Below are 24,303 nucleotides of genomic sequence, written 5' to 3' on the forward strand. Positions count from 1 at the left end.
GTCAAGAAGCTCGTCGAGGACCACACCACCGGCCGGACCCTCGGCTTCATGGGCGAGCCCCGCGTCAACGTCCTCGAACTCAACACCGCCCTCAAAGCACTGACCCACAGCTGATGTTCCACCTCGCACGGACCGGGAGCCGGCAGGGAGCGGAATCCGCGCGCCCTGCCGGCTCCTTACCGTCCTGATCCCAACGAAGGAAAGGCTGCATACCCATGACCCGGGTGCTGGTGGTGGAGGACGATCCCCAGCTCGTCCGCGCGCTCAAGATCAACCTCCAGGCGCGCAAGTTCGAGGTCGAAGCGGCTGCCGACGGCGGCTCGGCCCTGCGGCTCGCGGCCGCGCGCAAGCCGGACGTCATCGTCCTCGACCTCGGGCTGCCCGACATGGACGGCGTCGAGGTGATCAGGGGCGTCCGCGGCTGGAGCCGCGTGCCCATCCTGGTGCTGTCCGCCCGCCACACCTCGGAGGACAAGATCCGGGCCCTGGACGCCGGCGCCGACGACTACGTGACGAAACCGTTCAGCATGGACGAGCTCCTCGCCCGGCTGCGTGCGGCCGCCCGGAGACAGGAACCGGCCGGCGCCTCGCAGGCCGACGAGGTTTCGATCGTCACCACCGACGAGTTCACCGTCGATCTGGTCGCGAAGAAGGTGTACCGGGGCGACCGCACGGTACGGCTGACCCCGACCGAGTGGCACCTGCTGGAAATCCTCATCATCCACCCGGGCCACCTGATCACCCAGAGCCGGCTGCTGCTCGACGTCTGGGGCCCCACCTACAGCGAGAACACCAACTACCTGCGCGTCTACATGGCGCAGCTGAGGCGCAAGCTGGAACCGGACCCCTCGCACCCCCGCTACCTGATCACCGAACCGGGCATGGGCTACCGCTTCGAACCCTGACCGCCCCGATCCGTCCAACCGTCCAACCGTCACCAGAGAAGAAGAGTCTGCACATGGGACGCGGCAAGCTCCGCATCTACCTCGGCGCGGCGCCGGGCGTCGGCAAGACGTACGCGATGCTCTCCGAGGCGCACCGCCGGGTCGAGCGGGGCACCGACTGCGTCGTCGGCTTCGTCGAGCACCACAGCCGCCCGCGGACCGAGGTGATGCTGCACGGCCTCGAACTCATCGAGCGGCGTCAGCTGGAGTACCGCGGCTCCACGTTCACGGAGATGGACGTGGACGCGGTCCTCGCCCGCCGCCCCGCCGTCGCCCTGGTGGACGAGCTCGCGCACACCAACGTCCCCGGCTCCCGCAACGCCAAGCGCTGGCAGGACGTCGAGGAGCTCCTCCAGGCAGGCATCGACGTGGTCTCGACCGTGAACATCCAGCACCTGGAATCGCTGGGCGACGTGGTCGAGACGATCACCCGAGTCCGTCAGCGCGAGACCGTCCCCGACGAGGTGGTCCGCCGGGCCGACCAGATCGAGCTCGTCGACATGTCCCCGCAGGCCCTGCGGCGGCGCATGGCCCACGGCAACGTCTACAAGCCGGACAAGGTCGACGCGGCGCTCTCGAACTACTTCCGGCCCGGGAACCTGACCGCGCTGCGCGAGCTCGCGCTGCTGTGGGTGGCCGACCGCGTCGACGAGTACCTCCAGGAGTACCGGGGCGAGCACAACATCCGCTCCACCTGGCAGGCCCGTGAGCGGATCGTCGTCGGCATCACCGGCGGCCCCGAGGGCCGTACGCTCATCCGCCGCGCCGCCCGCCTGGCGGAGAAGGGCGCCGGCGGCGAGGTCCTCGCCGTCTACATCGCCGCCAGCGACGGTCTCACCTCCGCCTCGCCCAAGGAACTCGCCGCCCAGCGCACGCTGGTCGAGGACCTCGGCGGCACCTTCCACCACGTCATAGGGGACGACATCCCCGACGCCCTGCTGGAGTTCGCCCGCGGCTGCAACGCCACGCAGATCGTGCTGGGCGTCAGCCGCCGGCGCTCCTGGCAGTCCGTCTTCCGGCCCGGTGTCAGCGCCACCGTCGCCCGCGCATCCGGCCCGGACCTCGACGTCCACATCGTCACCCACGACGAGGCCGCCAAGGGGCGCCGCAGCCTGCCCGTCGCCCGCGGTGCGCGGCTCGGACGGTCCCGCATCATCTGGGGCTGGCTGACCGGCGTCGTCGGCCCCGCCGTGCTCGCCGTACTGCTGAACCAGCTCGTCCCCGAGCTCGGGCTCGCCAACGACATGCTGCTCTTCCTCACGTTCACCGTGGCGGCGGCCCTGCTCGGCGGGCTGCTTCCCGCGCTCGCGTCGGCGGCGTTCGGGTCCCTGCTGCTGAACTACTACTTCACCCCGCCGCTCCACGAGTTCACTATCTCCGACCCCAAGAACATCGTCGCCATCGCGATCTTCGTCGGGGTGGCCGTGTCCGTGGCCTCCGTCGTCGACCTCGCCGCCCGCCGCACCCACCAGGCCGCCCGCCTGCGCGCCGAATCCGAGATCCTCTCCTTCCTCGCCGGCAGCGTCCTGCGCGGCGAGGACTCCCTCGACGCCCTCCTGGAGCGGTTGCGCGAGACCTTCGGCATGCAGTCGGTGGCCCTACTGGAGCGCACCGGCGAGATCGACCCCTGGACCACGGCCGCCGCCGTCGGCACCGGCACGGTCCTGCGCCCCGAGGACGCCGACGTGGACCTGCCCATCGGCGTCACCATGGCGCTCGCTCTGACCGGCCGGGTCCTGCCCGCCGAGGACCGCCGCGTCCTCGGCGCCTTCGCCGCCCAGGCGGCCGTCGTGCTCGACCGCCAGCGCCTCGTCGACGAGGCGGAGAGGTCCCGCGAACTCGCGGAGGCCAACCGCATCCGTACGGCCCTGCTCGCCGCGGTCAGCCACGACCTGCGCACCCCGCTCGCCGGCATCAAGGCCTCCGTCACCTCCCTGCGCTCCGGCGACGTCGAATGGTCCGAGGACGACAAGGCAGAACTGCTCGAAGGCATCGAGGAGGGCGCCGACCGCCTCGCCGCGCTGATCGGCAACCTCCTCGACATGTCGCGCCTCAACACCGGCACCGTCGTCCCGCTCATCCGCGAGACCGACCTCGACGAGGTCGTCCCCATGGCCCTGGGAGGCGTACCGGAGGACAGCGTGGACCTGGACATCCCCGAGACGCTGCCGATGGTCGCCGTCGACCGGGGCCTGCTGGAGCGGGCCGTCGCCAACATCGTCGAGAACGCCGTCAAGTACAGCCCCCACGGCCAGCCCGTCAACGTCTCCGCGAGCGCCCTGGGAAGCCGCGTCGAGCTCCGGGTCGTCGACCGGGGCCCCGGGGTCCCGGACGAGGCCAAGGACCGCATCTTCGAACCCTTCCAACGCCATGGCGACGCCCCGCGCGGCGCCGGCGTCGGCCTGGGCCTCGCCGTCGCGCGCGGCTTCACCGAAGCCATCGGAGGCACCCTCGCCGCCGAGGACACCCCGGGAGGCGGCCTCACGATGGTCCTCACCCTCCCCACGGCGGGCGACGGGCCCCCGGTGTCGCCGGAGCTCCCGACGTCCGCGGTCACCTGACGGGGCGACGCCGAGGCGGCGGCCTACGCGCACCAGTCCGCGGATGGAGGCCGAGCCCTTGGGCCTGTTCTTCATCCTCGGCGGTCCGAGGATGGGGGGGCGGCCCCATGAAGGCGTCAGGCTGTGCGCCGTGACTTCTGTGCGACGGTCTCTCGAGAATCAGGCGCCAGAGTTGTCGACGAATCCCACGATATCGAGGTATTCGATTTTGGGCGGGACGCCGTAAATCCCCGTCACCTTCTCGACGATCTCGTCCGTGAAGAAGGAGCGGGCTTTCTCCTCGTCATCCCAGACATAGAAGTTCCTTGCCTGAGCACCGTCTTCGTCGATCATGAAGCTCTTGAAGCGAAGGCCGGGCATGCCCTCGAACGGTCCGCGGAGTTCGCCGGCAATCTTTGCGGCAGCTGAACGATCGAACCTGCCGGTCTGCGTGAAAGTCACGAGCACGCCGATCATCGGGCCTCCTGTCGGTGGGGTGAGCAACGGTCGACCGAGTGACGCTAGCGGCGGATCCTAGTACACGCGGCCGGAAATCCGGGCAGTTGGGCCGCGAGTCGGATGTGCGGCTCACCGCCGGGCCGTGCGGGCCGGAAGCCTGGCGAAATGCGCATACAGCAACACCCGCTCGAACGAGTAAGCCATGTGGCGCACGCTCCGGAACACGAGAGCCCGTGCGCGGCTTCTGCGGTGTTCAGGTCACCGCACGCCGACCGCGTGCCGCCGGTCCGTCGTCCGGCTCCGTCGCCACTCCAGTCTGCGCCCGGCCGACGGCTTCGGGGGCACTCCTTGACGGGTTCCTTCCGCACTGAAGTCGATCTTTTACGCCGCCCTGATGGGCGGGCGTCAGAAGGAGGGGACGGCGATCTCTGCCGCCGGGCGTGCAGGCGCCGCGGGAGTGGGCAGGCGGGGAGGTGACCCGACAGCGCTGGGAAAGGACGGACACCGTGGCACGACCGAGGATCCTCGTGGTGGGTTCGGGCTTCGCCGGAGTGGAGTGCGTGCGCCGTCTGGAGCGCCGGCTGTCCCCCGGCGAGGCCGACATCCGCATGGTCACCCCGAACGCGTACCAGCTGTATCTGCCCCTGCTCCCCCAGGTGGCCTCCGGCGTCCTGACCCCGCAGTCCATCGCCGTCTCCCTGCGCCGCAGCAGCCGTCACCGCACCCGGATCATCCCCGGCGCGGCCATCGGCGTCGACACCGCCGCCAAGGTCTGCGTCATCCGCGGGATCACCGGCGAGGAGACCGCCCAGGCCTACGACCACCTCGTCCTCGCGCCCGGCAGCATCACCCGCACCTTCGACATCCCCGGCCTGCTGGAGCACGCCCGGGGGATGAAGACCCTCGCCGAGGCCGCGTACCTGCGCGACCACGTCATCGCACAGCTCGACCTCGCGGACGCCAGCCAGGACGAGGCCGAGCGTGCCTCCCGGCTGTGCTTCGTGGTGGTCGGCGGCGGCTACGCGGGCACGGAGACCGCGGCGTGTCTGCAGCGGCTCACCCATCACGCGGTCCGGCGCTACCCCCGGCTGGACCCCGGTCAGATCAGCTGGCACCTGTTGGACACGGCTCCGAAGCTGATGCCGGAGCTGGGGGACGCGCTGGGGCGTGCGGCGCTGGACATCCTGCGGCGCCGGGGCATCCGGGTGTCGCTGGGGGTGAGCGTCGCCAAGGCGGGGCCCGAGGAGGTGACGCTGACCGACGGGCGCGTGCTGCCCAGCCGGACCCTGATCTGGACCGCCGGCGTGGCGGCGAGCCCGCTGATCGGCACGATGGACGCGGAGACCGAGCGCGGGCGCCTGGTGGTGACGCCGCAGCTGACCGTTCCGGACGCGCCCGGGGTCTTCGCGCTGGGGGACGCGGCGGCCGTGCCCGACCTCGCCCGGGGCGGGGACGGTGCCATCTGCCCGCCGACGGCGCAGCACGCCCTGCGGCAGGGACGGACCCTGGCCGACAACATCGTCGCCACCCTGCGCGGCCTGGCGTTGCGGCCCTACGTGCACAAGGACCTCGGCCTCGTGGTCGACCTCGGGGGCACCGACGCCGTGTCGAAGCCGCTGGGCATCCCGCTGCGCGGCCTGCCTGCCCAGGCGGTGGCGCGCGGATACCACTGGTCGGCGCTGCGCACCAACGTGGCCAGGACACGGGTGATGACCAACTGGCTGCTGAATGCCGTGGCCGGGGACGACTTCGTGCGCACCGGCTTCCAGGCGGCGAAACCGCCCAGGCTCCGGGAGTTCGATTGCACCGACGCGTATCTGACGCCGGCGCAGGTACGGGAGCACGTACGGGCGCTGCGCGCCGCGGGCTGAGCGGCGCCGGCTCTCCGGGGCGGCGCCCCGCACGCCGGTAGCAGGACCGTCTCCTCGATGCAACGGGCAGGTGATACAGGCCGGTTCGCGGCCTGTGGGCCGCGGCACCATTCTCCGACGGTCGAAGCGGCTCCTACGGTTACGGACACCCCGGCGAGGCGTTCACCTGCACGAACGGCCGACGCCGCGGTCAAGCAGTCGAGTTGGTCCTGTGTCACCCGTACAGGGAGAGCCGCCATGCCGTCGCGCGAAGCACGATCGAATCAGGCGTCGTCCCCGGCGCGAGTCCGTCCGGCGGGGTCACCCGGTCCCGCTCCGCAACCGGCGCCTGCCCGCAGACACGGTCCACCGGAGGTACCCGTGCACCCTTCAGCACCACCGCCACCACGCCCGCGCCCACGAGGCGTGCCACGCTTCGCCCTGCTGCGCAGGGCTGCCGCCGCGGCAGCCGCCCTCGTCACCATCGCCGCCGCGCCCGCGGCCGCCGGGCACCCCGGCGGAACGGCCACGGCGGACGGACACTGTGCCGGCCTGTCACGGCTGAAGGTGCCCGGCGCCGAACTCCGCGTTTCGTCCTGCCTGGACGAGCTGACCACGGCCGGCACCGTCGCCTCGGGGCACACGGACCAGGCCGACTGGGCCGGGCTGACCCCGGCCGGCCTGAGCGTGCCGAGCGGCGTGCCCGGGATCCAGATCGACGGGTACTTCCCCGACTCCTCGACCGGCAACACCCATCACGGCTGGAACCACGACTCCCAGTTCGTGATCCGCCTGCCGGACCACTGGAACGGCGGCCTGGTCGTCACCGGCTCCCCGGGGGTACGCGCGCAGTACGCAAGCGACCGGGCCATCGGCGACTGGGTCCTCGCCCGCGGATACGCCTTCGCGGCGACCGACAAGGGGAACACGGGCATCACCTTCTACCGCGACGGACGGGCACCGGGGGACGCGATCGCCGAGTGGAACACGCGGGTCACCCAGCTCAACCGTGCGGCCCGCGCCGTCGTGGCCCAGCGCTACCTGCGGCCTCCCGCCCGCACCCTGGCCACCGGGATGTCCAACGGCGGCTACCTGGTGCGCTGGCAGCTGGAGAACCACCCGGAACTGTACGACGGCGGAGTGGACTGGGAAGGCACCCTCTGGCGGGAGCAGGGGCCGAACCTGCTCACCTTCCTGCCGCCGGCCCTCGCCGCCTACCCCCGCTACGCCGCGGGAGGCCCGGGTGCGGACCGGGCCCGTCAGGAGATGGTCGCAGCCGGCTACCCGGCGGGCTCGGAGTTCCTGTGGCCCTTCCACCACCAGTACTACTGGGACCTGACCCAGCGCATCTACCGCGAAGAGCTCGACCCCGGCTACGACGGCCCGCGGGAGGCGGGAACCCCGTTCTGCACGCCGGGCACCCCTGCCTGCGACGCCGACTACGACTACGGCGGGCGGCCCCGGAGCGTCCGCGACGCCGTCTCGAAGATCGCGCTGACGGGGCGGATCGGGAAACCCCTCATCACTCTGCACGGCACGCTGGACGTCCTCCTCCCCATCAGCCGGGACTCCGACGTCTACGCCCGCATGGTCGCCGACGCGGGCCGCGGCCGGCTCCTGCGCTACTACCGCATCGAGGGAGGAACCCACGTCGACTCCTTGTACGACGCCTTCCCCGACAGGCTCCGCCCCCTCGTCCCCTGCCACCGCTCCGCCCTGACGGCCCTGGAGACCTGGCTCGGCCGCGGTGTACCGCCGCCGCCCGGCCGTACCGTGCCCCTTCCCGGCCCCGGCGAGGACCCGCTCACGAGCTGCCCGCTCGCCTGACGGCGGGCGCGGATCCGGGCGGACTTCCCGATGGCCGCGAACTTCGCGAAGGCCGGCTTCCCCGTGATCCGTGAACGCATCAACTTCCACCCGGAGGCCGAGCGGCCCGGCGCAAAGTGGCGCCTGCCTGGTCGGGGGCCGCGCCTCGGGCCTCCGGCCAGGCATGCTTCCGGCTACAGGTACGGGCGGGTGACCAGCTCGATCGCGTGACCGGCGGGGTCCTTGACGTACGCGCCGCGGCCGCCGTGTCCGCTGTTCACCTCGCCCGCGCGCGCCGCCGGTCCGGTGTTCATGCTGCGGGCCCTGTTCGGTCTTTCCGGCCGCGACAACAGGGGCGTCCGGCCGTCCACCGGCGCGATCGGTCCGGTTCGTCGGCGTATGGTCCTGGTATGCGAGCTGCGGGACCCGGCGTCGGTGAGCGGCCCGGCTGGACGCGGCTGCTCGGTGCCGCGCTGGTGGGCACCGTGCGGCGCACCGGTGCCTCCGCCGGCGTCCTGTACCTGCTGGACGAGGCCGCGCAGACGCTCGGCCTGGCGGTGCTCTGCGGGCTGCCGGAGGAGGTGGCCTCGCCCTGGCGCCGGATACCGCTCGCGGCCGCCGCTCCGATCAGCGAGGCCGTCCGGGAGGACCGCCTGGTGTGGGTCGGCTCCCAGGAGGACATGGCCCGCCGGTACCCGCGCGTCGCGGCGAGCATGCCGTACCGCTTCGCCCTCGCGGCCGTGCCGCTGCCCGGCCGTGCCCGCTGCTGGGGCGGTCTGGTCCTGCTGTGGCCGGCCGCCCACCCGACACGGGCAGGCCGCCGCGAGCGGGGCCACATCACCGCCGAGGCCAGGGGCCTCGCGCACGCCCTGGACGAGTGCCCGGACCCGCCGAGGGCGCCCGGGCAGCCGCATCGTGTGTCAGTCACCGAGCACCACGCGTACACGGGCCGCGCTCCGCAGGCGGCTGCGGACTATGCCGAGCGCCTGCCCGAGGGGGCGCTGGCCCTGGACCTGGAGGGCAGGATCACGTTCGTGAACGGCGCGGCGGCCGCCCTGCTCGGGCGGACGTCGGACCGGCTGCTGGGGACCCGGCCCTGGCAGTCCCTGCCGTGGCTGGACCAGCCCGCCGTCGAGGACCACTACCGCACGGCCGTGATCAGCCGTGAACCGGTCGGGTTCACGGCCCCCGACCCCGCCGGCCGCCGGCTGTGGTTCCGGCTCTACCCGGACGCCAGTGGCATCAGCGTCCGCATCACGCCCGCACCCGGGTCCGATGCCGGCCCTGACGGTGCCGCGGACGGCCGGCCCGGGTCCTCGCGCGCTGACCTCCCCGTGTCCGCCGCGTCCCGGACCGCCCACACCGGCCGCCTCTACCAGCTCCTGCACCTGGCGGCCGCCCTGACCGAAACGGTGGCCGTCAGCGACGTCGTCGAGCTGGTCGCCGGGCAGGTCCTGCCGGCCTTCGGTGCGGACAGCCTGGTCCTCTCCGAGGCCGAGGCGGGCCGCCTGAAGATCACCGGCTGGCACGGCTACGACCGGCGGACCATCGAACAACTCGACGGACTTCCCCTGGGTACCGGCCTCACCCCGGCGGGGCACGTCCTGTCCACCGGCCTGCCGTCGTTCTTCGCCACCGTCGCGGAGATGGCCGAGGAGTACCCCCAGGCCCCCCTCATGAGCGGCAAACGGGCCTGGGCCTTCCTGCCCCTGCTCATCTCCGGGCGGCCCGTCGGCTGCTGCGTCCTCTCCTACGACCGACCCCACGCTTTCACCGCCGACGAACGGGCGGTCCTCACGTCCCTGGCCGGCCTGATCGCCCAGGCGCTGGACCGGGCCCGGCTCTACGACGCCGTGCACGGCCTCGCCCTGGGCCTCCAGGAAACGCTCCTGCCGCGCAGTCTGCCGGCCGTGCCGGGCCTCGCGATGGCCGCCCGCTACCTGCCCGCCAGCCGCGGTATGGACATCGGCGGTGACTTCTACGACGTCATCCGCCTCGACGCCACCACCGTCGCCGCCGTCATCGGCGACGTCCAGGGCCACAACGTGGCCGCCGCCGCCCTGATGGGACAGGTGCGCACCGCCATCCGCGCCACGGCCGGCGCCCCGCCGGACCGGGTCCTCGACCGCACCAACCGCGTCCTCATCGACCTGGGCGGCGACCTGCTCGTCTCCGCCCTGTACGCCCGGATCGACCTCGCCCACGGACGGGCCACCCTGGCCAGCGCCGGCCATCCGCCGCCCTTCCTGGACCTGCCGGGGCAGCCGGGGCTGGTCGTCGGGCTCGACCCCGCCCCGCTGCTCGGCATCGACACGGGGACGCCCTACCCCGTCACCGAGCTCGCCCTCCCGCCCGGCAGCACCCTCGCGCTCTACACCGACGGACTCGTGGAAGTGCCCGGCACCGACGCCGACCGGACGGCCGCAGACCTCGCCGAGCACCTCGCCCGGCACCGGGACGAGGACGTCGAGCACCTCATCGACCGCCTCATCCGCCGCGCGTGGCCCACCGGCCGGCACACCGACGACACCGCCGTGCTCCTGCTGCGACGCACAGGGACCGGCGGGTTTAGCCGCTCGCGTTTCGGTAACAACAAGTAGCGACAGGCGAACAGACAGTATTCGAGGAAAGGAAGGAACATGACCGTCGCCACCGTGCTCATTCTCGTTGCGGTCCTCGCCCTCGTCGCCCTGCTGGCCCTGGCTCCCAGCGCGCCGGCGCAGCGGAACCCCTTCCCGGGCCGGCACCGCCGCCCCAGTGCGCGCAGGCAGAGCGAACTCCCCCACCAGCGGGGCTTCCGGCACCACGCCCGCTGACACGGCTCCGCCCTGCGCGCTGCGGGTGCCGCCCCGTTCACAGGAAGCGGCGCAGAGGCTGCACCGAGACCTCACGCATGCGCTGGAGGGCGGACCGGCGGCCACGTCCACCCCGGCCGTGCTCATCCGGTCCAGCAGGTCCTGCTCGATCAGGCGGCTGCCGAATCCGTCCAGCAGCAGCCGCACGCGCACGCCGTGGCAGGCCCGCCCGGCCAGCGCCTCGGCGAACCGGCGGGCGATGTCGCCCTTCCAGTAGACGAAGGTCATCATGTCGACGGTGTGCCGGGCGCCGGAGATGGCGTCGAGCATCGCGGTGAAGATCTCGTCGCCGTTGCGCAGGGGGCGCACGGGGTTCCCCTCGGTCGCGGCGATGCCGATGAGGCGTTCGAGGCGGCGGCGGATGCGGTGGATGCGCTCACCGGTCCGCTCGGCTGCCGGGTCGGCCGGCTGCCCGGGGGCGGCTCCGGCGCCGAGGGGCTGCGTGGGCCGGGCCGGGGTGCTGCCGGTATCGGTGGTGGTCATGACACGGCGCCTCGGGGCAGGGTGGGCGGGGCGGATGCGGGCCCGCGGAGGCCGGACTCCCACGGCGCGGGCGCTCGCTGTTCGGTCCAGGCCGCCAGGGCCTCACCGTCGACGCGGACGATTCCGCAGGTGTCGGCGTACTCGGCGGCGGGGGCGGTGAAGGAGCTGGTCGTCACGATGACGGCGACGTCCGCCTCGTGGACCGCGAAGCAGGTTCCGCCGAAGCGCTGGAGGTCCTGCGACCCGACCCGGTGGTCCTCGGCGTAGTGCTTGCACTGGAGTACCACGCGCCGCCCGTCCGCAGTCGTGGCCAGGACGTCGGCGCCGAGGTCTCCTGCTCCGCCGACCACCTCCACCGGGGTGCAGCCGTCCCGTGCGCAGAGGGCGGCCACCGTGTGCTCGAAGCCGTCGGCGTCGACCGCGGCGTGGTCGAGGGCCTCACCCCCGACGCCGGGCGGATCCGCGGGCTCCTGCGCGTACCGGACGGGTCGCGGGGCGCCGGGCCGGCGCCGGACGGGCGCGAGGCTCCGCTTCACCAGCAGTGTGCCCAGGAGCAGTACGGCCAAGGCCGCGATCGGGGCCATGGGGAACGTGACCCCGTCCGCCGACGCGGCCTTCAGGAAGGCGGCCGCGCCCGCGATGCCGGTGCCAAGCAGGCCCAGCGCGAGCGCCGCGTCGCGCCCCAGCGCGGAGCGCGGTGAGGATCCGGGGCCGTGTACGGACGCGGGCGCGTCCTCTTCTGGTGCGGTCATACGACTCCCCCTCTCGGCCCGGCACGCCGAGGTTCCTGTCCCGACCGTGCCCGGGTCGGGACCGCGGCGGACGCCGCAGCCTGTTGGAGGTTCGTATGGCCGGGACCGCGGATCTCAAACCGACTGGGGCCCCGGTCCCACGTGCCGAAGGCCGACTCCATCGAGATCCTCCGACGCTGCGCCGGCTCACGGCCGACTCGAGTGTTTGGGAGCGCGGGGAGGGGACACACGCGAGGTGTCGGCGTGCTGCCTCTCTGAGCGGTGTGGCGCCACCCGGCACCCGTGGCCGCGCTCCGTTTTCCGTCCCCCCGGAACGGAGCGCGGCCCGCTGCCGTTCACCGGACGCTTCAGAGGGCCGGGATGCGGGCGGCCGCCAGGACGAAGCCATGGCCCGCCGGGTCGGCGTAACGGCGCTGCGTGGTCCTGCCGACAGGTCGGCAGTCGTCCCCTTCCGCCGCCACCGGCCGCGCTCCCAGGGCCACGGCCTCGCGCCCCGCCTCGTCGAGCGTCTCCGGCGTGACCAGGATCCGCAGGTGAGGCTGTTCGGGGCCGTCGGGGAGCGGCCAGCTGGGCGGTACGCGGTCGGGGTCCCGGCGTATGCCGAGCGCCGTGCCCGAGGGGCCCGAGACGAGGAGGAGACCGGCGTCGCCCTCGGCCGGCTCGACCCGGGCGCCCAGCAGGAGGCCGTAGAAGCGGGCCAGCTCTTCGGGCTCCGCGCAGTCCAGTACGAGAACGCTTGTCTTGGGTACGGTCATGCACCCCGTGTGCCCTGCGCGGCCGTGCGCACACGTGGCGTCACGCCCGGGGTTCGCGCCGCGTGCCCACGGTGCCTCGGTCGCGCGGGGGAAACCGCGGCGGGCCCGGTCGGCGCCGGTGGCCTGATCCGGTTCAGGGTGGAACCCCGGGACACGCGGGGCGCGGCGCGAGGAGGGCCGCCGCCGACTGATCGCGGCGCCGTCAGCGACGACCGCGGAGCAGGGCACCCGGGCTGACGCCGTAGGCGGCCCGGTGCGCCCCGGCGAACCGGCCGAAGTTCCCGAAGCCCCATTTCGCGGCGATCGCGGTGACCGAGGCGGTGGTGGGGTCGGCGGTCTTCAGCTCGGCGTGGGCGCGGGCGAGGCGGACCTGTCGGAGGTGGGCGAGGGGCGTGGTCCGGGCGTGCCGCTTGAAGGCGTACTGCACGGCCCGGGGGGTGACCGGGATCGAGGCGGCGATCTCGGCGAGGCCGATGTCGCGGTGGGCGTTGGCCTCGATGAAGTCGATCGCGCGGCGCAGCGTGTCGCTGGTGGCCCCGCGGCCGTCGGTCCGGGCGGGGTCGCCGTCGAGGCCGGTGTGGGGGAAGGAGGCAAGGGCGGCCGCGGCCAGCAGCCGGACGGCACTGGCGACGACGAGCGGCTGTTCGGCAGCGGTTGCGGGCATCACGTCGTCGCGGAGGTAGGCGACGGTCCGTGCCAGGAGCCGGTCGCCGTCGGGACCGTGCGCGCGTTGTCCGGTCAGACGGACGGGGCCCGGGCCGCCGGCCACGCGGGTGAGGACGTCGGGGTCGAACATGGTGATGGTGTAGGAGGCGGACCGTACTTCGCCCGTGTACGGCCGGTCCGGCTGGGCGATCAGGAAGGTCTCTCCGGGGCCGTGGATCTCCTCCTTGCCACCGGTGGTGTCGACGACGGTGCCCTCATGGATCGTCAGCAGGCAGATCCGTTCCAGGCGGCCCGCGTCGTAGGCCATCGTGTAGTCGAAGGCGAGTTCGTCGACGACCAGCCCTTCGGCCGCGCGCCGCTCGATGCGCGTTCCGGTCCGCTCGGGGCGGCCGCCGATGCGCATCGGCGTGTAGGCGGAGGAGAGGAACGCCTCCGTCTCGCTCAGGCTCTCACTGGCGAACGACAACCGCTCCACGATCCGACACCCTCCCTCATGCGGCGCCGGGCGCCGACCGGGCCCGCGCACCCGTACGACGCTACGCCGCACACCCGGCGAACGCGAGCCGCCCGGGCGACGCCGGCGCCGTGTTCGCCGGGTGCCTGCGGGTAGGCGCCCGGCATGACCGACCAAACGGATGCCGCCGGACGGCGCCAGTACCTCTTGGTGAGTCCGAAGCTCCCGTTGTCCCGGTGACCGGCCCTGTTTGCGGTACGGCACCGGGGAAAGAAGAGCAGCATGAACGAGGTGGGAACCGCGCAGCGCTCGGTCGTCGTCACCGGAGCCAGCGGCGGCATCGGAAGGGCGTGTGCCGTGGCCTTCGCCCGTCGCGGCGACCGGCTCGCGCTGATCGCCCGCGGCCGTTCCGGCCTGGACGGGGCGGTGCGCGAGGCCGAGCGGGCCGGCGCCGCCAAGGTCGTCGCCATCGAGGCCGACGTCTCCGACGCGCGGGCCGTGGAGGCCGCCGCCCAGCGGGCCGAGGAGGAGCTCGGGCCCATCGACGTGTGGGTCAACGATGCCTTCGCCTCCGTCTTCGCCCCCTTCACCGAGATCACCCCCGAGGAGTTCCGCCGCGTCACGGACGTCACCTACCTCGGCTACGTCTACGCCACCCGGGCCGCCCTCAGGAGGATGCTCCCTCGCGACGCGGGGGTGGTCGTGCAGGTCGGCTCGGCCCTCGCCTATCGCGGCATTCCGCTGCAGAGCGCCTACAGCGGCGCCAAGCACGCCATCCAGGGCTTCAACGAGGCTCTGCGCTGCGAACTGCTCGCCTCCGGGACCCGGGTGCGGACCACCATGGTGCAGATGCCGGCCGTGAACACGCCGCAGTTCGACTGGGTCCGCTCACGCCTGCCCGAACGGGCCCAGCCGGTGCCGCCGGTCTACCAGCCCGAGGTCGCCGCCCGCGCCGTCCTGTACGCGGCCGACCATCCCCGGCGGCGCGAGTACTGGGTCGGCGGCAGCACGGTGGCGACCCTGGTGGCGAACGCCCTGGTGCCCGGGCTGCTGGACCGCTACCTCGCGAGGACGGGGTTCGACTCGCAGCAGAACGGCCACAGCCGCCGCCCCGGGGAACCGGACAACCTCTTCGAACCGGTGGACGCCGGGCACGACTTCGGCGCCCACGGACGCTTCGACGACCGCGCCCGCGGGCGCAGCCTGCAACAACGGGCGGCACACGCCTTCGGCTCCCTCGCCGCCGCGGTTCGGCACCTCCCCGGGCGGTGACGGAGGGTCCGTCCGCCTCCGGAGGATTTCGTTTCCGGTCTGGCGAAACCGGAATCGCGAATCGTATGATTTCGGACATGGAGTCGGCAGAGCCTCGGACCCACTGGACGTTCGTCACGCAGCACGCCCGGATCCTGGCCATGATCCTCCGCAATCCCGAGGTCCGGCTACGGGACCTCGCCGAGAGCTGCCGGCTCACGGAACGGGCGGCCCAGGCCATCGTCGGTGACCTGGAGAACGCCGGATACCTCACCCGGGTCCGCCACGGCCGCCGCAACCACTACGAGGTCACGCCCGGGACCCTCTTCCGCCATCCGGCCGAGGGCCACCGGGAGATCGGGAACCTCCTGCGCCTGATCGCTCCCGGCCCGCCCGACGGGGCGACCGGGGCGACCGCCCCCGCTTCCCTGGACGACCACCCTGAGCGCGGCCCGCACGGCCGACCCGCCCACCACCCCTGACCGGCTTTCTTCCCCATGTCCCGGGGCTGTGAAGGGAGCAAGGCCATGACCTCCCACCCCGACTGCCCGCCCCCTGCGGCAGCAGGCCCCAGCAGCACCCTGCGCCCGTCCGTCGTCAGCGTGGTCTTCGAGCCCGGCCCGCACCGGGTACGGGCCCACGTGCGCGGCGAGATCGACATGGACGATGTCGACCGCCTGTACAAGGACCTCGCCGCGGCTCTCGCCGCCAGCCGCGACGGCCTCGACGTCGACCTGTCCGCCGTCACCTTCTGCGACAGCTCGGGGCTGCACAACCTGCTGGACCTGCACCGGCTGGCTCAGGAAGGCGGAAAGTCCGTCGTACTGACCGCCCTCAGCAACCCCGTCACCCGCCTGATGCGCATGACCGGGGCCGACGACGTGCTCACGGTCCACAGCCGGCCGACGCCCCGGGCCGCGTCGGCCGACGGCGGCCCGGCGCAGCACGACCGCGAATGACCGGGCGAGGGGCCGACCGGCCCGGTCAGACGGTGGAGCGGGGCCCCGCGGCGCGGCGGAGGCGGTTGGCGATCGCCAGTCCGAGCCCCTCCTGCGGCGGCAGGGAGGCGACGATGAGGTCACATCCCTGCTGGTCCAGCTCGCGCAGGTACCCGTAGAGCCCGCGCGCGTAGGCGGCCATGGACGCGGGGAGGGCGACCACGGCGTGCGCCCTCACCGGAGCACCGGCGAAGGACGGCGGGAGGAACACACCCACCCGGTGCCCCCGCTCCTGTGCCGCCGCCGATTCGGCGACCACCTCCTCCGGCGCGACGAGAACGACGCGCGCACGCGGCGCGTAGTGGGACGGGTGCTGGCCGGGCACCCGGACGCCGCTGGTCGAGGGGACCGTGAGCGGGTATCCCAGCACGGCTTCGAGGTCCTCGCGGGTCACCCCGCCGGGGCGCAGGATCGTCGGGGTGTCCGCGGTGGCGTCGACGATCGTGGACTCGACGCCGACCTCGCAGGGGCCGCCGTCCAGCACGCAGTCGACGGCGTCGCCGAGCTCGGCGCGGACGTCGCTCGCGGTGGTGGGGCTGACGGAGCCGAAGCGGTTGGCGGACGGGGCCGTGACCCCGCCACCGAAGGCGCGGAGCAGCTCCCGCGCGACGGGGTGGTCGGGCACGCGGACGGCGACCATCTCGAGGCCCCCGGTCGCTTCCAGTGGCACGCGCGGCCCTCGCCGCAGGACGAGTGTGAGCGGCCCCGGCCAGAAGTGTTCGGCCAGCAGGCGGGCTGCCGGGGGCACGGCCTCGACCCAGTCGTCCAGGTGTTCCGCGGCGGCGATGTGGACGATCAGCGGGTGGGAGGGCGGGCGCCCCTTGGCCTGGAAGATGCGCGAGACGGCGACGGGGTCCTCGGCGTTGGCGGCCAGTCCGTAGACGGTCTCCGTCGGGAGGGCCACCAGGCCGCCTGCGCGCAGCACGTCGGCTGCCTTCTCGATGTCATCAGATGTCGCCGTCACCCTCACCATCCTAGGGGCGGATGGCGGGGCCGCTGCGCCGGTCCCCCGGTGACGTGCCCGCCCGGCCGGGAGGGGGCCGGAGGGCGGCCCGTGACGCACGACAGGGGCACAGGTTCACGGAGGGGGGATGCCGTCCACTGCCTTGACGACCTCCCCCGCGCGGTCTGGGGCTGCCCCGAACCGCTGGTGGCGCCCGGCGGGGACGACGCCGGGCGCCACCAGCGGTTCGAGAGACGGCCGGACTACGAGCGGTACCGGCGTCCGCACCCCCAGGGCCAGGAAGACGCGAGCCTGACCATGAACGGCCTGATCGACGCCGTCCGTTTCCCCGGCGGCCCGGGGGTCCTCGGTGTCTTCGTCCCCGAGGACTCCGGCCGCCGCAGGGTGCGGTGGACCGCCGCGTGCCGGCGTGGGATCAGCCGGTGGTGAGGGCCGTGTCGTCGATCACGAACGAGGTCTGCAGGCTGGAGTCTTCGGTGCCGGTGAACTTGACCGTGACGGTCTGTCCCGCGAAGGAGGACAGGTCGAGGGTCTTCTGGGTGTAGCCCGAGTTCTTGTCGAGGTTGGAGTAGGTGGCCAGGGTGGTGGAGTCGGCCTGGACGCCGAGCTTGTCGTAGGCGACGCCGGTGGTCGTCTCGGCGGTGTCGATGTGCAGGTAGAAGCTGAGGGTGGCGTGGCAGCCGGCCGGGATCGTCACCGTCTGGGAGAGCGAGTCGGTGTGGGTGGAGCCGTAGCCGTCGAGCCAGGCCTTCCAGGATCCGGCGTGCGCGGCCTCACCCGCGCTGCTGTCGATGACGCCGGCGCTGGCCGTCCAGGGGGCGGTGCCGGATTCGAAGCCCTGGTTGCCGAGGAGCTGCGCCGGGGTGCAGCCGCCGGTGGGGGTGACGGTCCAGGTGAACGAGGCGCTGCCGCTCGCGTTGGTGGTGTCCTTGGCGCTGACCGTCACGTTGTAGGTGCCCGCGGTGGTGGGCGTGCCGCTGATCAGGCCGCTGGAGGCGTTGACGGACAGGCCGGGCGGGAGGCCGGTGGCGCTGTAGGCGAGGGTCTGGCCGCTCGCGGAGTCCGTGGCCTGGATCTGGAGGGTGGCGGCGGTGTTGACGGGGGTGGAGCGGTTGCCGGGGTTGGTCACGGTGACGGTGTTGCCGCCGGTGGTGCCTGCGGTGAAGGCCGTGGTGCCCTGCGGGGTGCCGAGGCCGGTCGGGCCGTCGTACCCGGACTTGGCGGTGCACAGGTAGCCGCCGCCGCAGGAGCCGTTGGCACCGGAGGTCACGTCGTTGAGCGAGGCGGTGTGGGCGTAGGGGAAGGACGACGGGGAGGAGCCGGCGGCCGGGGTGCCCGCGAGGGCGTACACGGAGGCGATGATGGGCGCCGAGGCGCTGGTGCCGCCGTAGACGTTCCAGCCGCTGGCCTGGTAGCTGTCGTAGACCGCGAGGCCGGTGGCCGGGTCGGCGACGGCGGAGACGTCGGCGACGGTGCGCTTGGCACAGCCGGTGTCGGTCTGCCAGGAGGGCTTGGTGGTGTAGGCCGAGCAGCCGGAGCCGGCGCCGTTGCCGCCGGACGCGGTGCCCCAGACGCTCTCGGACCAGCCGCGGGACGTGCCGCCCGCGCGGCTGAGAGAGGTGCCGCCGACGGCGGTGACGTACTGGGAGGCGGCCGGATACTCGACGCCGTAGCCGCTGTCGCCGGAGCTGACGGTGATGGCCACGCCGGGGTGGTTGAAGTAGGAGGCGTCGGAAGCGGGGTCGGTGGAGTCCTCGCCGCCGCCGTAGCTGTTGGAGACGTACTTGGCGCCCATGGTGACGGCGCGGTTGACGGCGGCGCCCAGGTCTTCCATGGACGGCTGGGCCGCTTCGACGAGGAGGATGTGGCACTGCGGGCAGACGGCGCTGACCATGTCCACGTCGAGGGAGATCTCTCCGGCCCAGCCGGAGTCGGCGGTGGGATAGCTCGTCCCGCCGTTCTGGTCGACCTTGCGGAAGCAGCCGTTGGCCGTGGTGCAGGCCGGCAGGCCGTACTGCGAGCGGTAGGCGGCCAGGTCGGACTCGGCGTTCGGGTCGTCGTAGGCGTCGATGATGGCGACCGTGGCGCCGGCTCCGGCGGCGGCCGGCAGGGCGTACGCGCTCTGCAGGTCGGCGGGCCCGTAGCCGGAGGGGACCAGGCCCGGCGCGAGGCTCGCGTGCTGTGGGACGTCGGTGCGGGCGAGGGCGTGGCAGGCCATGAAGTCGGGCTTGGCAGGCTCGGAGCACAGCCGTCTGGTCTGCACGGATGCCGGAGCGGTGCCCGTGGCGGCCGAGGAGCCGGCCGCGGCGGCGGGCGGGGAGGCGAAGGCGAGCATGCCTCCGGAGACCAGGGCTGCCGCCGAGAGCAAGGCGGTCGCGCCGCGGCGGCCGAGCCGTACGGCGCGCTGGGACAGGGCGTTGCGCAAGGAACTGCCCTCCATGGGGGGGTGGGTGCCGCGTCGCGGGGATTCCGGCCATGACAGGGCCATGACATCTCTCGACGCATGGGGTGCCGTCCCGGAAAAGCGACGTGGGGGTGCGCTGGTGCGAGTTCGGCGGTGCGCGTGCTGTCACCACGTGCAGTGGTGGCCAACGCCGAAGGTATGGAGATTCCGGCCAAGGGGACACCCGGCTGATGGCAAAGGGTTGGCTCTGGTTCGGTGTTGGCGGCCTATACCGTGTCTTTCCATGGAGTTGGACGACGGCGCGGTCAACGATCTGGTATCCCTGGGGCTTTCCCGTTACGAGGCGCTGGTCTACCTCGTGCTCGTCCGGCGGGAGTCCTACACCGCCGCCGAGGCGGCGCGCGCCGCGCAGGTGCCCCGCCAGCGCGTCTACGACGTACTCGACGCCCTCGTGCGGCGACAGCTCGCCGTACCGCGTCCGGGCCGGGTCACCGCCTTCTCGGCGGTGGCCCCCGAGCTGGCCCTGGCCCGGCTGATGGCCCGTCAACGACAGTCCCTCGAACGCCTGGACCAGGTGTCCGTCGCGCTCACCCGGGCCCTGTCCCCGGTCTGGAACGACGGCCGGACGCACACCGACCCTCTCGACTACATCGAGGTGCTCCGTGACCCGCGGGCCATCGCCGCGCGGTTCGCGAGCATCCAGGAACAGGCCGCGCGGGAACTCCTCAGCCTCTGCAAGCCCCCCTTCGTCGCTCCCACGGCCAACACCGAGGGCATCGACGCGGTTCGCCGGCTGCGCCGGGCCGGGGGGACCGCCCGCGCCGTCTACACCCACGACGCGCTCGCGGACGGCGAGGTCCTGGAGAACGTACGGCGGTTCGCCGCGGCGGGCGAGGAGTCCCGCTTCGCCCCGGCCCTCCCGATCAAACTCGTCGTCGCAGACGCCTCGCTGGTGCTGTGCGACATGCCCGACCCGGTGGCCGAGGTCCGCACCACCACCGCCCTCTTCATTGAGCACCCCGCGCTGGCGGCCTGCCTGCGGACGGCCTTCCTTGCCATCTGGGAGCGGGCCGAGGACATGCCGGGCGCCCGGGGGGAATGAGGTACGGGGGGACTTCCGGGACGGCGCGACCGGGCGGCGACGGTGTGCCCGAACGCGCCGGAGGACTGCCCTCGGGGACATGTACGGACGCCGCCGGGGCACCCAGCGTCGGGGGCGACCGGCGGAACGGTTCGGGGCCGATCGCCACACCCGGCCTCCGAGTCCCCTCGCAGGAAGCGGCGGCGTCATGGGCAGCGACCGGAAGAAGGAACAGGGCGAGCGGGCGGGAAGGGCCCTGCCGCCTCGGACCGCGGCACCCCGGGGCGCCGACGCGGCGCCCTTCCTGGCCGGCCGCCAGCTCACGCGGTCATCCGTCCAGGCCGTCGGGAACGCGGCGGGGAACGCCGCCGCCACCGCGTTCGTGCAGAGGGTCTCCGAAGAAGACCGCGGGAAGGCCGACGAACGCCGGAAACGGTGGGCGGAGCGCGACCTCGCACGGGGCGGCGGCGAGCAGGCCGAGGAGTTCACCACACGCGACACCCCGTACGGTCCGTTCAACCACCGCCGCGGGCGCGGCGGGGCCCCCTTCGTCACCACCAACGCGCGCCAGTACCCGGGAACTGAGAGGACCGACGGCCGCTACGTCCGCGAGGAGGAGAACCAGTACATCGGTCTGATCCCCGCACTCGACGCCGAGCACTTCCTCCCCCTCGTCGACGCCCTGAAGGGGCGGAAGCCGACCGAGGAGGAGATCGACGGGCTGAGCGACGACCAGTGCCGGGCGGCCGCGACGATCATGGGGGTCGCCGACGCCGAACGGGTCCGCGAGCCGGGAGCCCTCAAGCAGATCCGCGCCGCACTCCGTCGGCAGGCCAGGCCCGAACACGAAGCGCCGGAGTTCCTCAACGACTTCCCGCAGGGCCGGATCGGCGGCGCGCAGCACGAGCGGGAGATCCGGGCGGGCCGCAGGAGGCGGGCCACGCCCGAGGTCGAAACCATCCTGGAGGCCTCGTCCTCGTCGGACGAGAGCACGGACCGTCAGCGAAAGTAATCGGCGGCGGCCGGGTCGGGCGCCGCCTACGATCCCCCTCATGCCTCTTCGTCGTATGGTGAACATGCTGCTGGTCCTCGCCGTGACGCTGGCCGGGATGGCCGGAGGCGCCGCGGGCGCCGCGTCGGCCCGGGAGAAGGACGGTCCGCCGACGGGCCGTCAACTGCTGTTCTACAACCACGCCTACGGTGTGCTCGACCGGGAGACCGCCGATGCCATCGAGCACTCCGCGTACTTGAGGGACTTCGCCGAGTTCCAGGTCCGCACCACCACGGGCTCGGGCGGCGAGACCTGGACCGGCCGGTACCTGATGGGGCGCGAGACGTACCTGGAGCTGTTCGGTGTCGGCGACGTGCCCGGGCCGGACGGCACCCTCGGCGCCGGCGGGATGGGGCTGTCGGCCGAGCGGTCGGGCGACCTCACCACGGTCATCGGACGCCTGCGCGACCAGGGCGTGCCGAACCCGGTCACCTTCCGCCAGACCCGCGACTTCGGCGACGGGGTTCCCGTGCCGTGGTTCGACGCCGTCTTCACCACCGGCCAGTACGACGGGTTCGGCGCATGGGGCATGGAGTACCTGCCGGAGTACTTCGCCGACCCGCGCGGCAAGACCGAGCCGGCTTCGTACCCGGGTGACGTCGGCCGCGAGCGGTACCTGTCCGACGGCTACCGCGAGCACCTGATGCGGGACGTGACCGCGATCCGCCTCGGAATCACGGCGCACGACCTGGCCGGCACCCTGCCGCTGCTCAGGGCCGGCGGCTTCACCGTGCGGGAACTGCCCGCGGGCGGCGGAGCGGTGGCTCAGGGCGGCGGAACGACCATCCGCCTGGAGACCGTCCCGCGCGAGCTGGCCGGGCTGCGTCAGGTCGAGATGTCCCTCAACCGCCCGGTACCGCACCGCCACGAGGAGCGCATCGGCCGCTCGACCCTGGTCGTCGGCCCGGGCGACCGTGCCGTGTGGACCTTCGACGCCGCCCGGTAGGGCACGGCCCCATGCCCGGCTCCGGCGCTCACCGCCGGACCCCGCTGCCGTGACACGGCCGGCGAGCGGCCCGGGCCCGGGCGGTCAGCGTGCGGACGCCGTGTGCGGCCGTCCGCCCGGGGCCGGTGCGGCCGGCTGAACGGTCAGCGTGATGCCCGTGGCGGCCAGCACGCTCACCAGGGCGAGGCCGACGGCGAGCCGGCCCGAGCGCGAGCGCCGGCGGTGCCGGGCGCCCGTCCGGCGGCCCTTCGGGGGCGCCCCGGCGGGCAGGGTCGCGGCGCGCCCGGGGACGGGTTCCCGAGCGGTGGGGTACGGATCGGCCGGCTGTCCCGTCCACGGTCCCACCGGATGGTGCGTCGGCTGGTTCATCGCAGGATCAGGGTCCTCAGTAGGTGAAGCACTCGGAATGGATCCGCCCGGAGGGCACGCCGGCCCGGATCAGCGCCGCCGTCGTGGCATCGGCCATTCCGGGCGGCCCGCAGAGATAGACGTCGTGGTCGGACAGGTCGGGCACGAGCGAGCGCAGTGCCTGCGGTGCGAGCGGGTCGTAGGCGTCGTCGGAACGTCCCACCAGGTAGTGCAGGGCGGCCCGGCGCTCGGCCGCTATGGCCTCCAGCTCGTCCCGCAGGACCAGCTGGCCGGCGTCGCCCGCCCGGTAGAGCAGGGTGAGGTCGCCGGGGCCGGCGGGCAGCGCCTCGAACAGCGCGCGCATGGGCGTGATCCCGATGCCCCCGGCGATCAGCAGGACCTTCGGGCGGGTGCGCCGCCGCCGGGTGAGCGCGCCGAACGGTCCGGTCGCCAGCACCCGGGTACCGGGGCGCAGCCTTCGGACCCGCCGGGAATGTGCGCCGAGCGCCTTCACGGTGATGCGGAGGCGGTCGTCACGGGCGGGTGCCGAGAGGGAGAACGGCAGGGCGGTGTGCCACAGGCCGCGCCGCATGAAGCGCCAGCGGAAGAACTGGCCCGGCTCGGCCTGGAGCTCGCGGAGCCGGCCGCCCTGGATGGTCACGGAGACCACGTCGGGGCCTTCGCGCTTGACGGTGGCGACGCGCAGCCCGTGCCGCAGTGCCTGGCGGACCGGGACGAACCCCCGGTACCAGACGAGCAGGACGCCGACGACGGTGTGCAGCAGGGCCCAGAACCAGGTGGTGAGGGACGTGACGCCGACGTCGGGGCCGGCGAGCTGGTGGACGAAGCCGAGGGCGGCGGCGACATAGGTGAGCAGGTGGATGCCGCGCCAGGCCTCGTGCGGGATCCGGCGGCGTACGGCCCTGGCGGAGACCAGGCCCACGCAGGCCAGCAGGGCGGCTCCGGCGTAGGCGGCGGCCACGGCCGGGTACCGGAGGAGGTCCCCGTTGGCCGTGAGCAGGTCGGTCCCGCCGCGCAGGGCGTACACGAGGAGGGCGAGGAGCCCGTGGGTTCCGCAGAGGAGCAGCACCCACCGCCCGCCGAAGGCGTGCCAGCGGGCGAGGCGGTCGGCGCCGATGCCGTGCTCGACCGCGGGGACGCGTGCCATCAGGAAGAGCATGACCAGGATGCCGTAGCCGGCCAGGAGGCCGGCGAGGTGCGCGCCGGCCCCGATGAGGTCATCGGGGCGGGCGGACGGCTGCAGCCGGGCGGCCCACAACAGGACGACGAGGGCCGCTCCGGCGACCAGACCGGCGCGCAGCCGCTGGGGCGCGGTCTCCATCGGCGCACGTCCCTTCCACTGTGTGATCGGCATGACTTCTCGCCCCGGCCGCGGAGCGGTGCCCGCAGGACCGAGGGAGGCAATAGCAGTGGCAACTATGTGCAAATCTGCTCGCGCCGGGCAATGACGATCTCTGCGGAATGACTTCCGTCACGCACAGGAATTCGGGCAGAATGTCCAGTTCTACGGAATTACGGCACGCTCCGGCGATCTCACTCACGCGCCGCCCTCGCGCATTCCGCTGTGCATCCATGCAGGACAGGCGTGCGGGAACGGGCCTCCTATCACGCCCCGCGAGGTCGACTTGGCGAACTCTTTGCACTTTCGCCGCCCGCTCCGCCTGCCGACGGCGGG

The 24,303-nt window shown here is 73.2% G+C and carries 22 protein-coding genes and 2 pseudogenes; 14 read left to right on the top strand and 10 right to left on the bottom strand.

Annotated features, from left to right (window positions below):
• The 3 genes from ACFY15_RS26855 to ACFY15_RS26865 form a co-directional block, all read left to right on the top strand.
• On the top strand, positions 1-114 hold a 114-nt coding region (locus ACFY15_RS26855; RefSeq protein ID WP_390826257.1), incomplete at its 5' end, for a potassium-transporting ATPase subunit C.
• Between the two features lie 101 nt (positions 115-215).
• A complete protein-coding gene (locus ACFY15_RS26860) occupies positions 216-905 on the top strand; it encodes a response regulator (protein ID WP_390689745.1) in 690 nt (229 codons plus the stop codon).
• A gap of 53 nt (positions 906-958) precedes the next feature.
• Complete coding sequence (locus ACFY15_RS26865; protein ID WP_390826162.1) at positions 959-3,505, top strand: ATP-binding protein; 2,547 nt, start codon at positions 959-961, stop codon at positions 3,503-3,505.
• Between the two features lie 159 nt (positions 3,506-3,664).
• On the opposite strand, the gene ACFY15_RS26870 is transcribed toward ACFY15_RS26865, so the two are convergent.
• The gene (locus ACFY15_RS26870; RefSeq protein WP_390826163.1) at positions 3,665-3,961 is read right to left on the bottom strand and encodes a hypothetical protein; all 297 of its coding nucleotides are present in this window, start codon (positions 3,959-3,961) and stop codon (positions 3,665-3,667) included.
• Positions 3,962-4,449: 488 nt separating this feature from the next.
• Here ACFY15_RS26870 and ACFY15_RS26875 point away from each other — a divergent pair, with 488 nt between their 5' ends.
• Both ACFY15_RS26875 and ACFY15_RS26880 read left to right on the top strand, forming a co-directional pair.
• Positions 4,450-5,814, top strand: coding sequence for an NAD(P)/FAD-dependent oxidoreductase (locus ACFY15_RS26875; protein WP_390826164.1), 1,365 nt, complete (start codon positions 4,450-4,452; stop codon positions 5,812-5,814).
• Between the two features lie 405 nt (positions 5,815-6,219).
• Complete coding sequence (locus ACFY15_RS26880; RefSeq protein ID WP_390689748.1) at positions 6,220-7,620, top strand: 3-hydroxybutyrate oligomer hydrolase family protein; 1,401 nt, start codon at positions 6,220-6,222, stop codon at positions 7,618-7,620.
• Between the two features lie 173 nt (positions 7,621-7,793).
• Here ACFY15_RS26880 and ACFY15_RS26885 read toward each other — a convergent pair.
• A pseudogene (locus ACFY15_RS26885) lies at positions 7,794-7,892 on the bottom strand (VOC family protein); the annotation flags it as partial.
• A 117-nt stretch (positions 7,893-8,009) separates the two neighbouring features.
• Here ACFY15_RS26885 and ACFY15_RS26890 point away from each other — a divergent pair.
• A complete protein-coding gene (locus ACFY15_RS26890) occupies positions 8,010-10,199 on the top strand; it encodes a SpoIIE family protein phosphatase (RefSeq protein ID WP_390826165.1) in 2,190 nt (729 codons plus the stop codon).
• 39 nt (positions 10,200-10,238) lie between these two features.
• Positions 10,239-10,415, top strand: coding sequence for a hypothetical protein (locus ACFY15_RS26895; protein WP_390689749.1), 177 nt, complete (start codon positions 10,239-10,241; stop codon positions 10,413-10,415).
• Between the two features lie 99 nt (positions 10,416-10,514).
• Here the strand turns inward: ACFY15_RS26895 and ACFY15_RS26900 are convergent.
• The 4 genes and pseudogenes from ACFY15_RS26900 to ACFY15_RS26915 form a co-directional block, all read right to left on the bottom strand.
• Positions 10,515-10,937, bottom strand: a pseudogene (locus ACFY15_RS26900) (cardiolipin synthase B); the annotation flags it as partial.
• A complete protein-coding gene (locus ACFY15_RS26905; RefSeq protein WP_390689750.1) occupies positions 10,934-11,689 on the bottom strand; it encodes a restriction endonuclease in 756 nt (251 codons plus the stop codon). The gene ACFY15_RS26905 and the pseudogene ACFY15_RS26900, both read right to left, overlap by 4 nt.
• A gap of 347 nt (positions 11,690-12,036) precedes the next feature.
• The gene (locus ACFY15_RS26910; RefSeq protein WP_390826166.1) at positions 12,037-12,444 is read right to left on the bottom strand and encodes a VOC family protein; all 408 of its coding nucleotides are present in this window, start codon (positions 12,442-12,444) and stop codon (positions 12,037-12,039) included.
• A gap of 202 nt (positions 12,445-12,646) precedes the next feature.
• The gene (locus ACFY15_RS26915) at positions 12,647-13,585 is read right to left on the bottom strand and encodes a helix-turn-helix transcriptional regulator (RefSeq protein ID WP_390826167.1); all 939 of its coding nucleotides are present in this window, start codon (positions 13,583-13,585) and stop codon (positions 12,647-12,649) included.
• A gap of 261 nt (positions 13,586-13,846) precedes the next feature.
• Here ACFY15_RS26915 and ACFY15_RS26920 point away from each other — a divergent pair, with 261 nt between their 5' ends.
• From ACFY15_RS26920 to ACFY15_RS26930, 3 genes are all read left to right on the top strand, one after another.
• Positions 13,847-14,836, top strand: a complete 990-nt coding sequence (locus tag ACFY15_RS26920; RefSeq protein WP_390826168.1) for an SDR family oxidoreductase — start codon at positions 13,847-13,849, stop codon at positions 14,834-14,836.
• Positions 14,837-14,913: 77 nt separating this feature from the next.
• Complete coding sequence (locus ACFY15_RS26925) at positions 14,914-15,297, top strand: helix-turn-helix transcriptional regulator (protein ID WP_390826169.1); 384 nt, start codon at positions 14,914-14,916, stop codon at positions 15,295-15,297.
• 45 nt (positions 15,298-15,342) lie between these two features.
• Positions 15,343-15,774, top strand: coding sequence for an STAS domain-containing protein (locus ACFY15_RS26930; RefSeq protein ID WP_390826170.1), 432 nt, complete (start codon positions 15,343-15,345; stop codon positions 15,772-15,774).
• Positions 15,775-15,799: 25 nt separating this feature from the next.
• On the opposite strand, the gene ACFY15_RS26935 is transcribed toward ACFY15_RS26930, so the two are convergent.
• On the bottom strand, positions 15,800-16,786 hold the full coding sequence (locus tag ACFY15_RS26935) for an L-threonylcarbamoyladenylate synthase (RefSeq protein ID WP_390826171.1): 987 nt from the start codon (positions 16,784-16,786) through the stop codon (positions 15,800-15,802).
• An 81-nt stretch (positions 16,787-16,867) separates the two neighbouring features.
• Here ACFY15_RS26935 and ACFY15_RS26940 point away from each other — a divergent pair, with 81 nt between their 5' ends.
• Complete coding sequence (locus ACFY15_RS26940) at positions 16,868-17,206, top strand: hypothetical protein (RefSeq protein ID WP_390826172.1); 339 nt, start codon at positions 16,868-16,870, stop codon at positions 17,204-17,206.
• On the opposite strand, the gene ACFY15_RS26945 is transcribed toward ACFY15_RS26940, so the two are convergent.
• A complete protein-coding gene (locus tag ACFY15_RS26945) occupies positions 17,193-19,217 on the bottom strand; it encodes a putative Ig domain-containing protein (protein ID WP_390826173.1) in 2,025 nt (674 codons plus the stop codon). The genes ACFY15_RS26940 and ACFY15_RS26945 overlap by 14 nt on opposite strands.
• 247 nt (positions 19,218-19,464) lie before the next feature.
• Between ACFY15_RS26945 and ACFY15_RS26950 the strand changes: the two genes are divergently transcribed.
• The 3 genes from ACFY15_RS26950 to ACFY15_RS26960 all read left to right on the top strand — a co-directional run bounded on the left by ACFY15_RS26950 (position 19,465) and on the right by ACFY15_RS26960 (position 22,259).
• Complete coding sequence (locus ACFY15_RS26950) at positions 19,465-20,283, top strand: TrmB family transcriptional regulator (RefSeq protein WP_390826174.1); 819 nt, start codon at positions 19,465-19,467, stop codon at positions 20,281-20,283.
• A gap of 187 nt (positions 20,284-20,470) precedes the next feature.
• On the top strand, positions 20,471-21,274 hold the full coding sequence (locus tag ACFY15_RS26955) for a hypothetical protein (protein ID WP_390826175.1): 804 nt from the start codon (positions 20,471-20,473) through the stop codon (positions 21,272-21,274).
• 64 nt (positions 21,275-21,338) lie between these two features.
• Positions 21,339-22,259 (top strand): DUF5829 family protein, encoded by a 921-nt coding sequence (locus ACFY15_RS26960; protein ID WP_390826258.1) that lies wholly within the window; start codon positions 21,339-21,341, stop codon positions 22,257-22,259.
• Positions 22,260-22,343: 84 nt separating this feature from the next.
• On the opposite strand, the gene ACFY15_RS26965 is transcribed toward ACFY15_RS26960, so the two are convergent.
• A complete protein-coding gene (locus ACFY15_RS26965; RefSeq protein WP_390689760.1) occupies positions 22,344-22,628 on the bottom strand; it encodes a hypothetical protein in 285 nt (94 codons plus the stop codon).
• A gap of 16 nt (positions 22,629-22,644) precedes the next feature.
• Positions 22,645-23,982, bottom strand: a complete 1,338-nt coding sequence (locus tag ACFY15_RS26970; RefSeq protein WP_390826176.1) for a ferric reductase-like transmembrane domain-containing protein — start codon at positions 23,980-23,982, stop codon at positions 22,645-22,647.
• Positions 23,983-24,303: the final 321 nt, after the last annotated feature.

The sequence above is a fragment of the Streptomyces sp. NPDC001373 genome (assembly GCF_042895815.1).
Lineage (GTDB): Bacteria > Actinomycetota > Actinomycetes > Streptomycetales > Streptomycetaceae > Streptomyces.

What these genes read in the sequence shown, in the direction of transcription:
- ACFY15_RS26890 (WP_390826165.1), top strand. Translation starts at nt 8,010, where the DNA reads ATGCGAGCTGCGGGACCCGGCGTCGGTGAGCGGCCCGGCTGGACGCGG.
- ACFY15_RS26965 (WP_390689760.1), bottom strand. Translation starts at nt 22,628, where the DNA reads ATGAACCAGCCGACGCACCATCCGGTGGGACCGTGGACGGGACAGCCG.
- ACFY15_RS26945 (WP_390826173.1), bottom strand. Translation starts at nt 19,217, where the DNA reads ATGGAGGGCAGTTCCTTGCGCAACGCCCTGTCCCAGCGCGCCGTACGG.
- ACFY15_RS26905 (WP_390689750.1), bottom strand. Translation starts at nt 11,689, where the DNA reads ATGACCGCACCAGAAGAGGACGCGCCCGCGTCCGTACACGGCCCCGGA.
- ACFY15_RS26930 (WP_390826170.1), top strand. Translation starts at nt 15,343, where the DNA reads ATGACCTCCCACCCCGACTGCCCGCCCCCTGCGGCAGCAGGCCCCAGC.
- ACFY15_RS26925 (WP_390826169.1), top strand. Translation starts at nt 14,914, where the DNA reads ATGGAGTCGGCAGAGCCTCGGACCCACTGGACGTTCGTCACGCAGCAC.
- ACFY15_RS26950 (WP_390826174.1), top strand. Translation starts at nt 19,465, where the DNA reads ATGGAGTTGGACGACGGCGCGGTCAACGATCTGGTATCCCTGGGGCTT.
- ACFY15_RS26910 (WP_390826166.1), bottom strand. Translation starts at nt 12,444, where the DNA reads ATGACCGTACCCAAGACAAGCGTTCTCGTACTGGACTGCGCGGAGCCC.
- ACFY15_RS26860 (WP_390689745.1), top strand. Translation starts at nt 216, where the DNA reads ATGACCCGGGTGCTGGTGGTGGAGGACGATCCCCAGCTCGTCCGCGCG.
- ACFY15_RS26970 (WP_390826176.1), bottom strand. Translation starts at nt 23,982, where the DNA reads ATGCCGATCACACAGTGGAAGGGACGTGCGCCGATGGAGACCGCGCCC.
- ACFY15_RS26960 (WP_390826258.1), top strand. Translation starts at nt 21,339, where the DNA reads ATGCTGCTGGTCCTCGCCGTGACGCTGGCCGGGATGGCCGGAGGCGCC.
- ACFY15_RS26920 (WP_390826168.1), top strand. Translation starts at nt 13,847, where the DNA reads ATGAACGAGGTGGGAACCGCGCAGCGCTCGGTCGTCGTCACCGGAGCC.
- ACFY15_RS26865 (WP_390826162.1), top strand. Translation starts at nt 959, where the DNA reads ATGGGACGCGGCAAGCTCCGCATCTACCTCGGCGCGGCGCCGGGCGTC.
- ACFY15_RS26870 (WP_390826163.1), bottom strand. Translation starts at nt 3,961, where the DNA reads ATGATCGGCGTGCTCGTGACTTTCACGCAGACCGGCAGGTTCGATCGT.
- ACFY15_RS26895 (WP_390689749.1), top strand. Translation starts at nt 10,239, where the DNA reads ATGACCGTCGCCACCGTGCTCATTCTCGTTGCGGTCCTCGCCCTCGTC.
- ACFY15_RS26955 (WP_390826175.1), top strand. Translation starts at nt 20,471, where the DNA reads ATGGGCAGCGACCGGAAGAAGGAACAGGGCGAGCGGGCGGGAAGGGCC.
- ACFY15_RS26935 (WP_390826171.1), bottom strand. Translation starts at nt 16,786, where the DNA reads ATGGTGAGGGTGACGGCGACATCTGATGACATCGAGAAGGCAGCCGAC.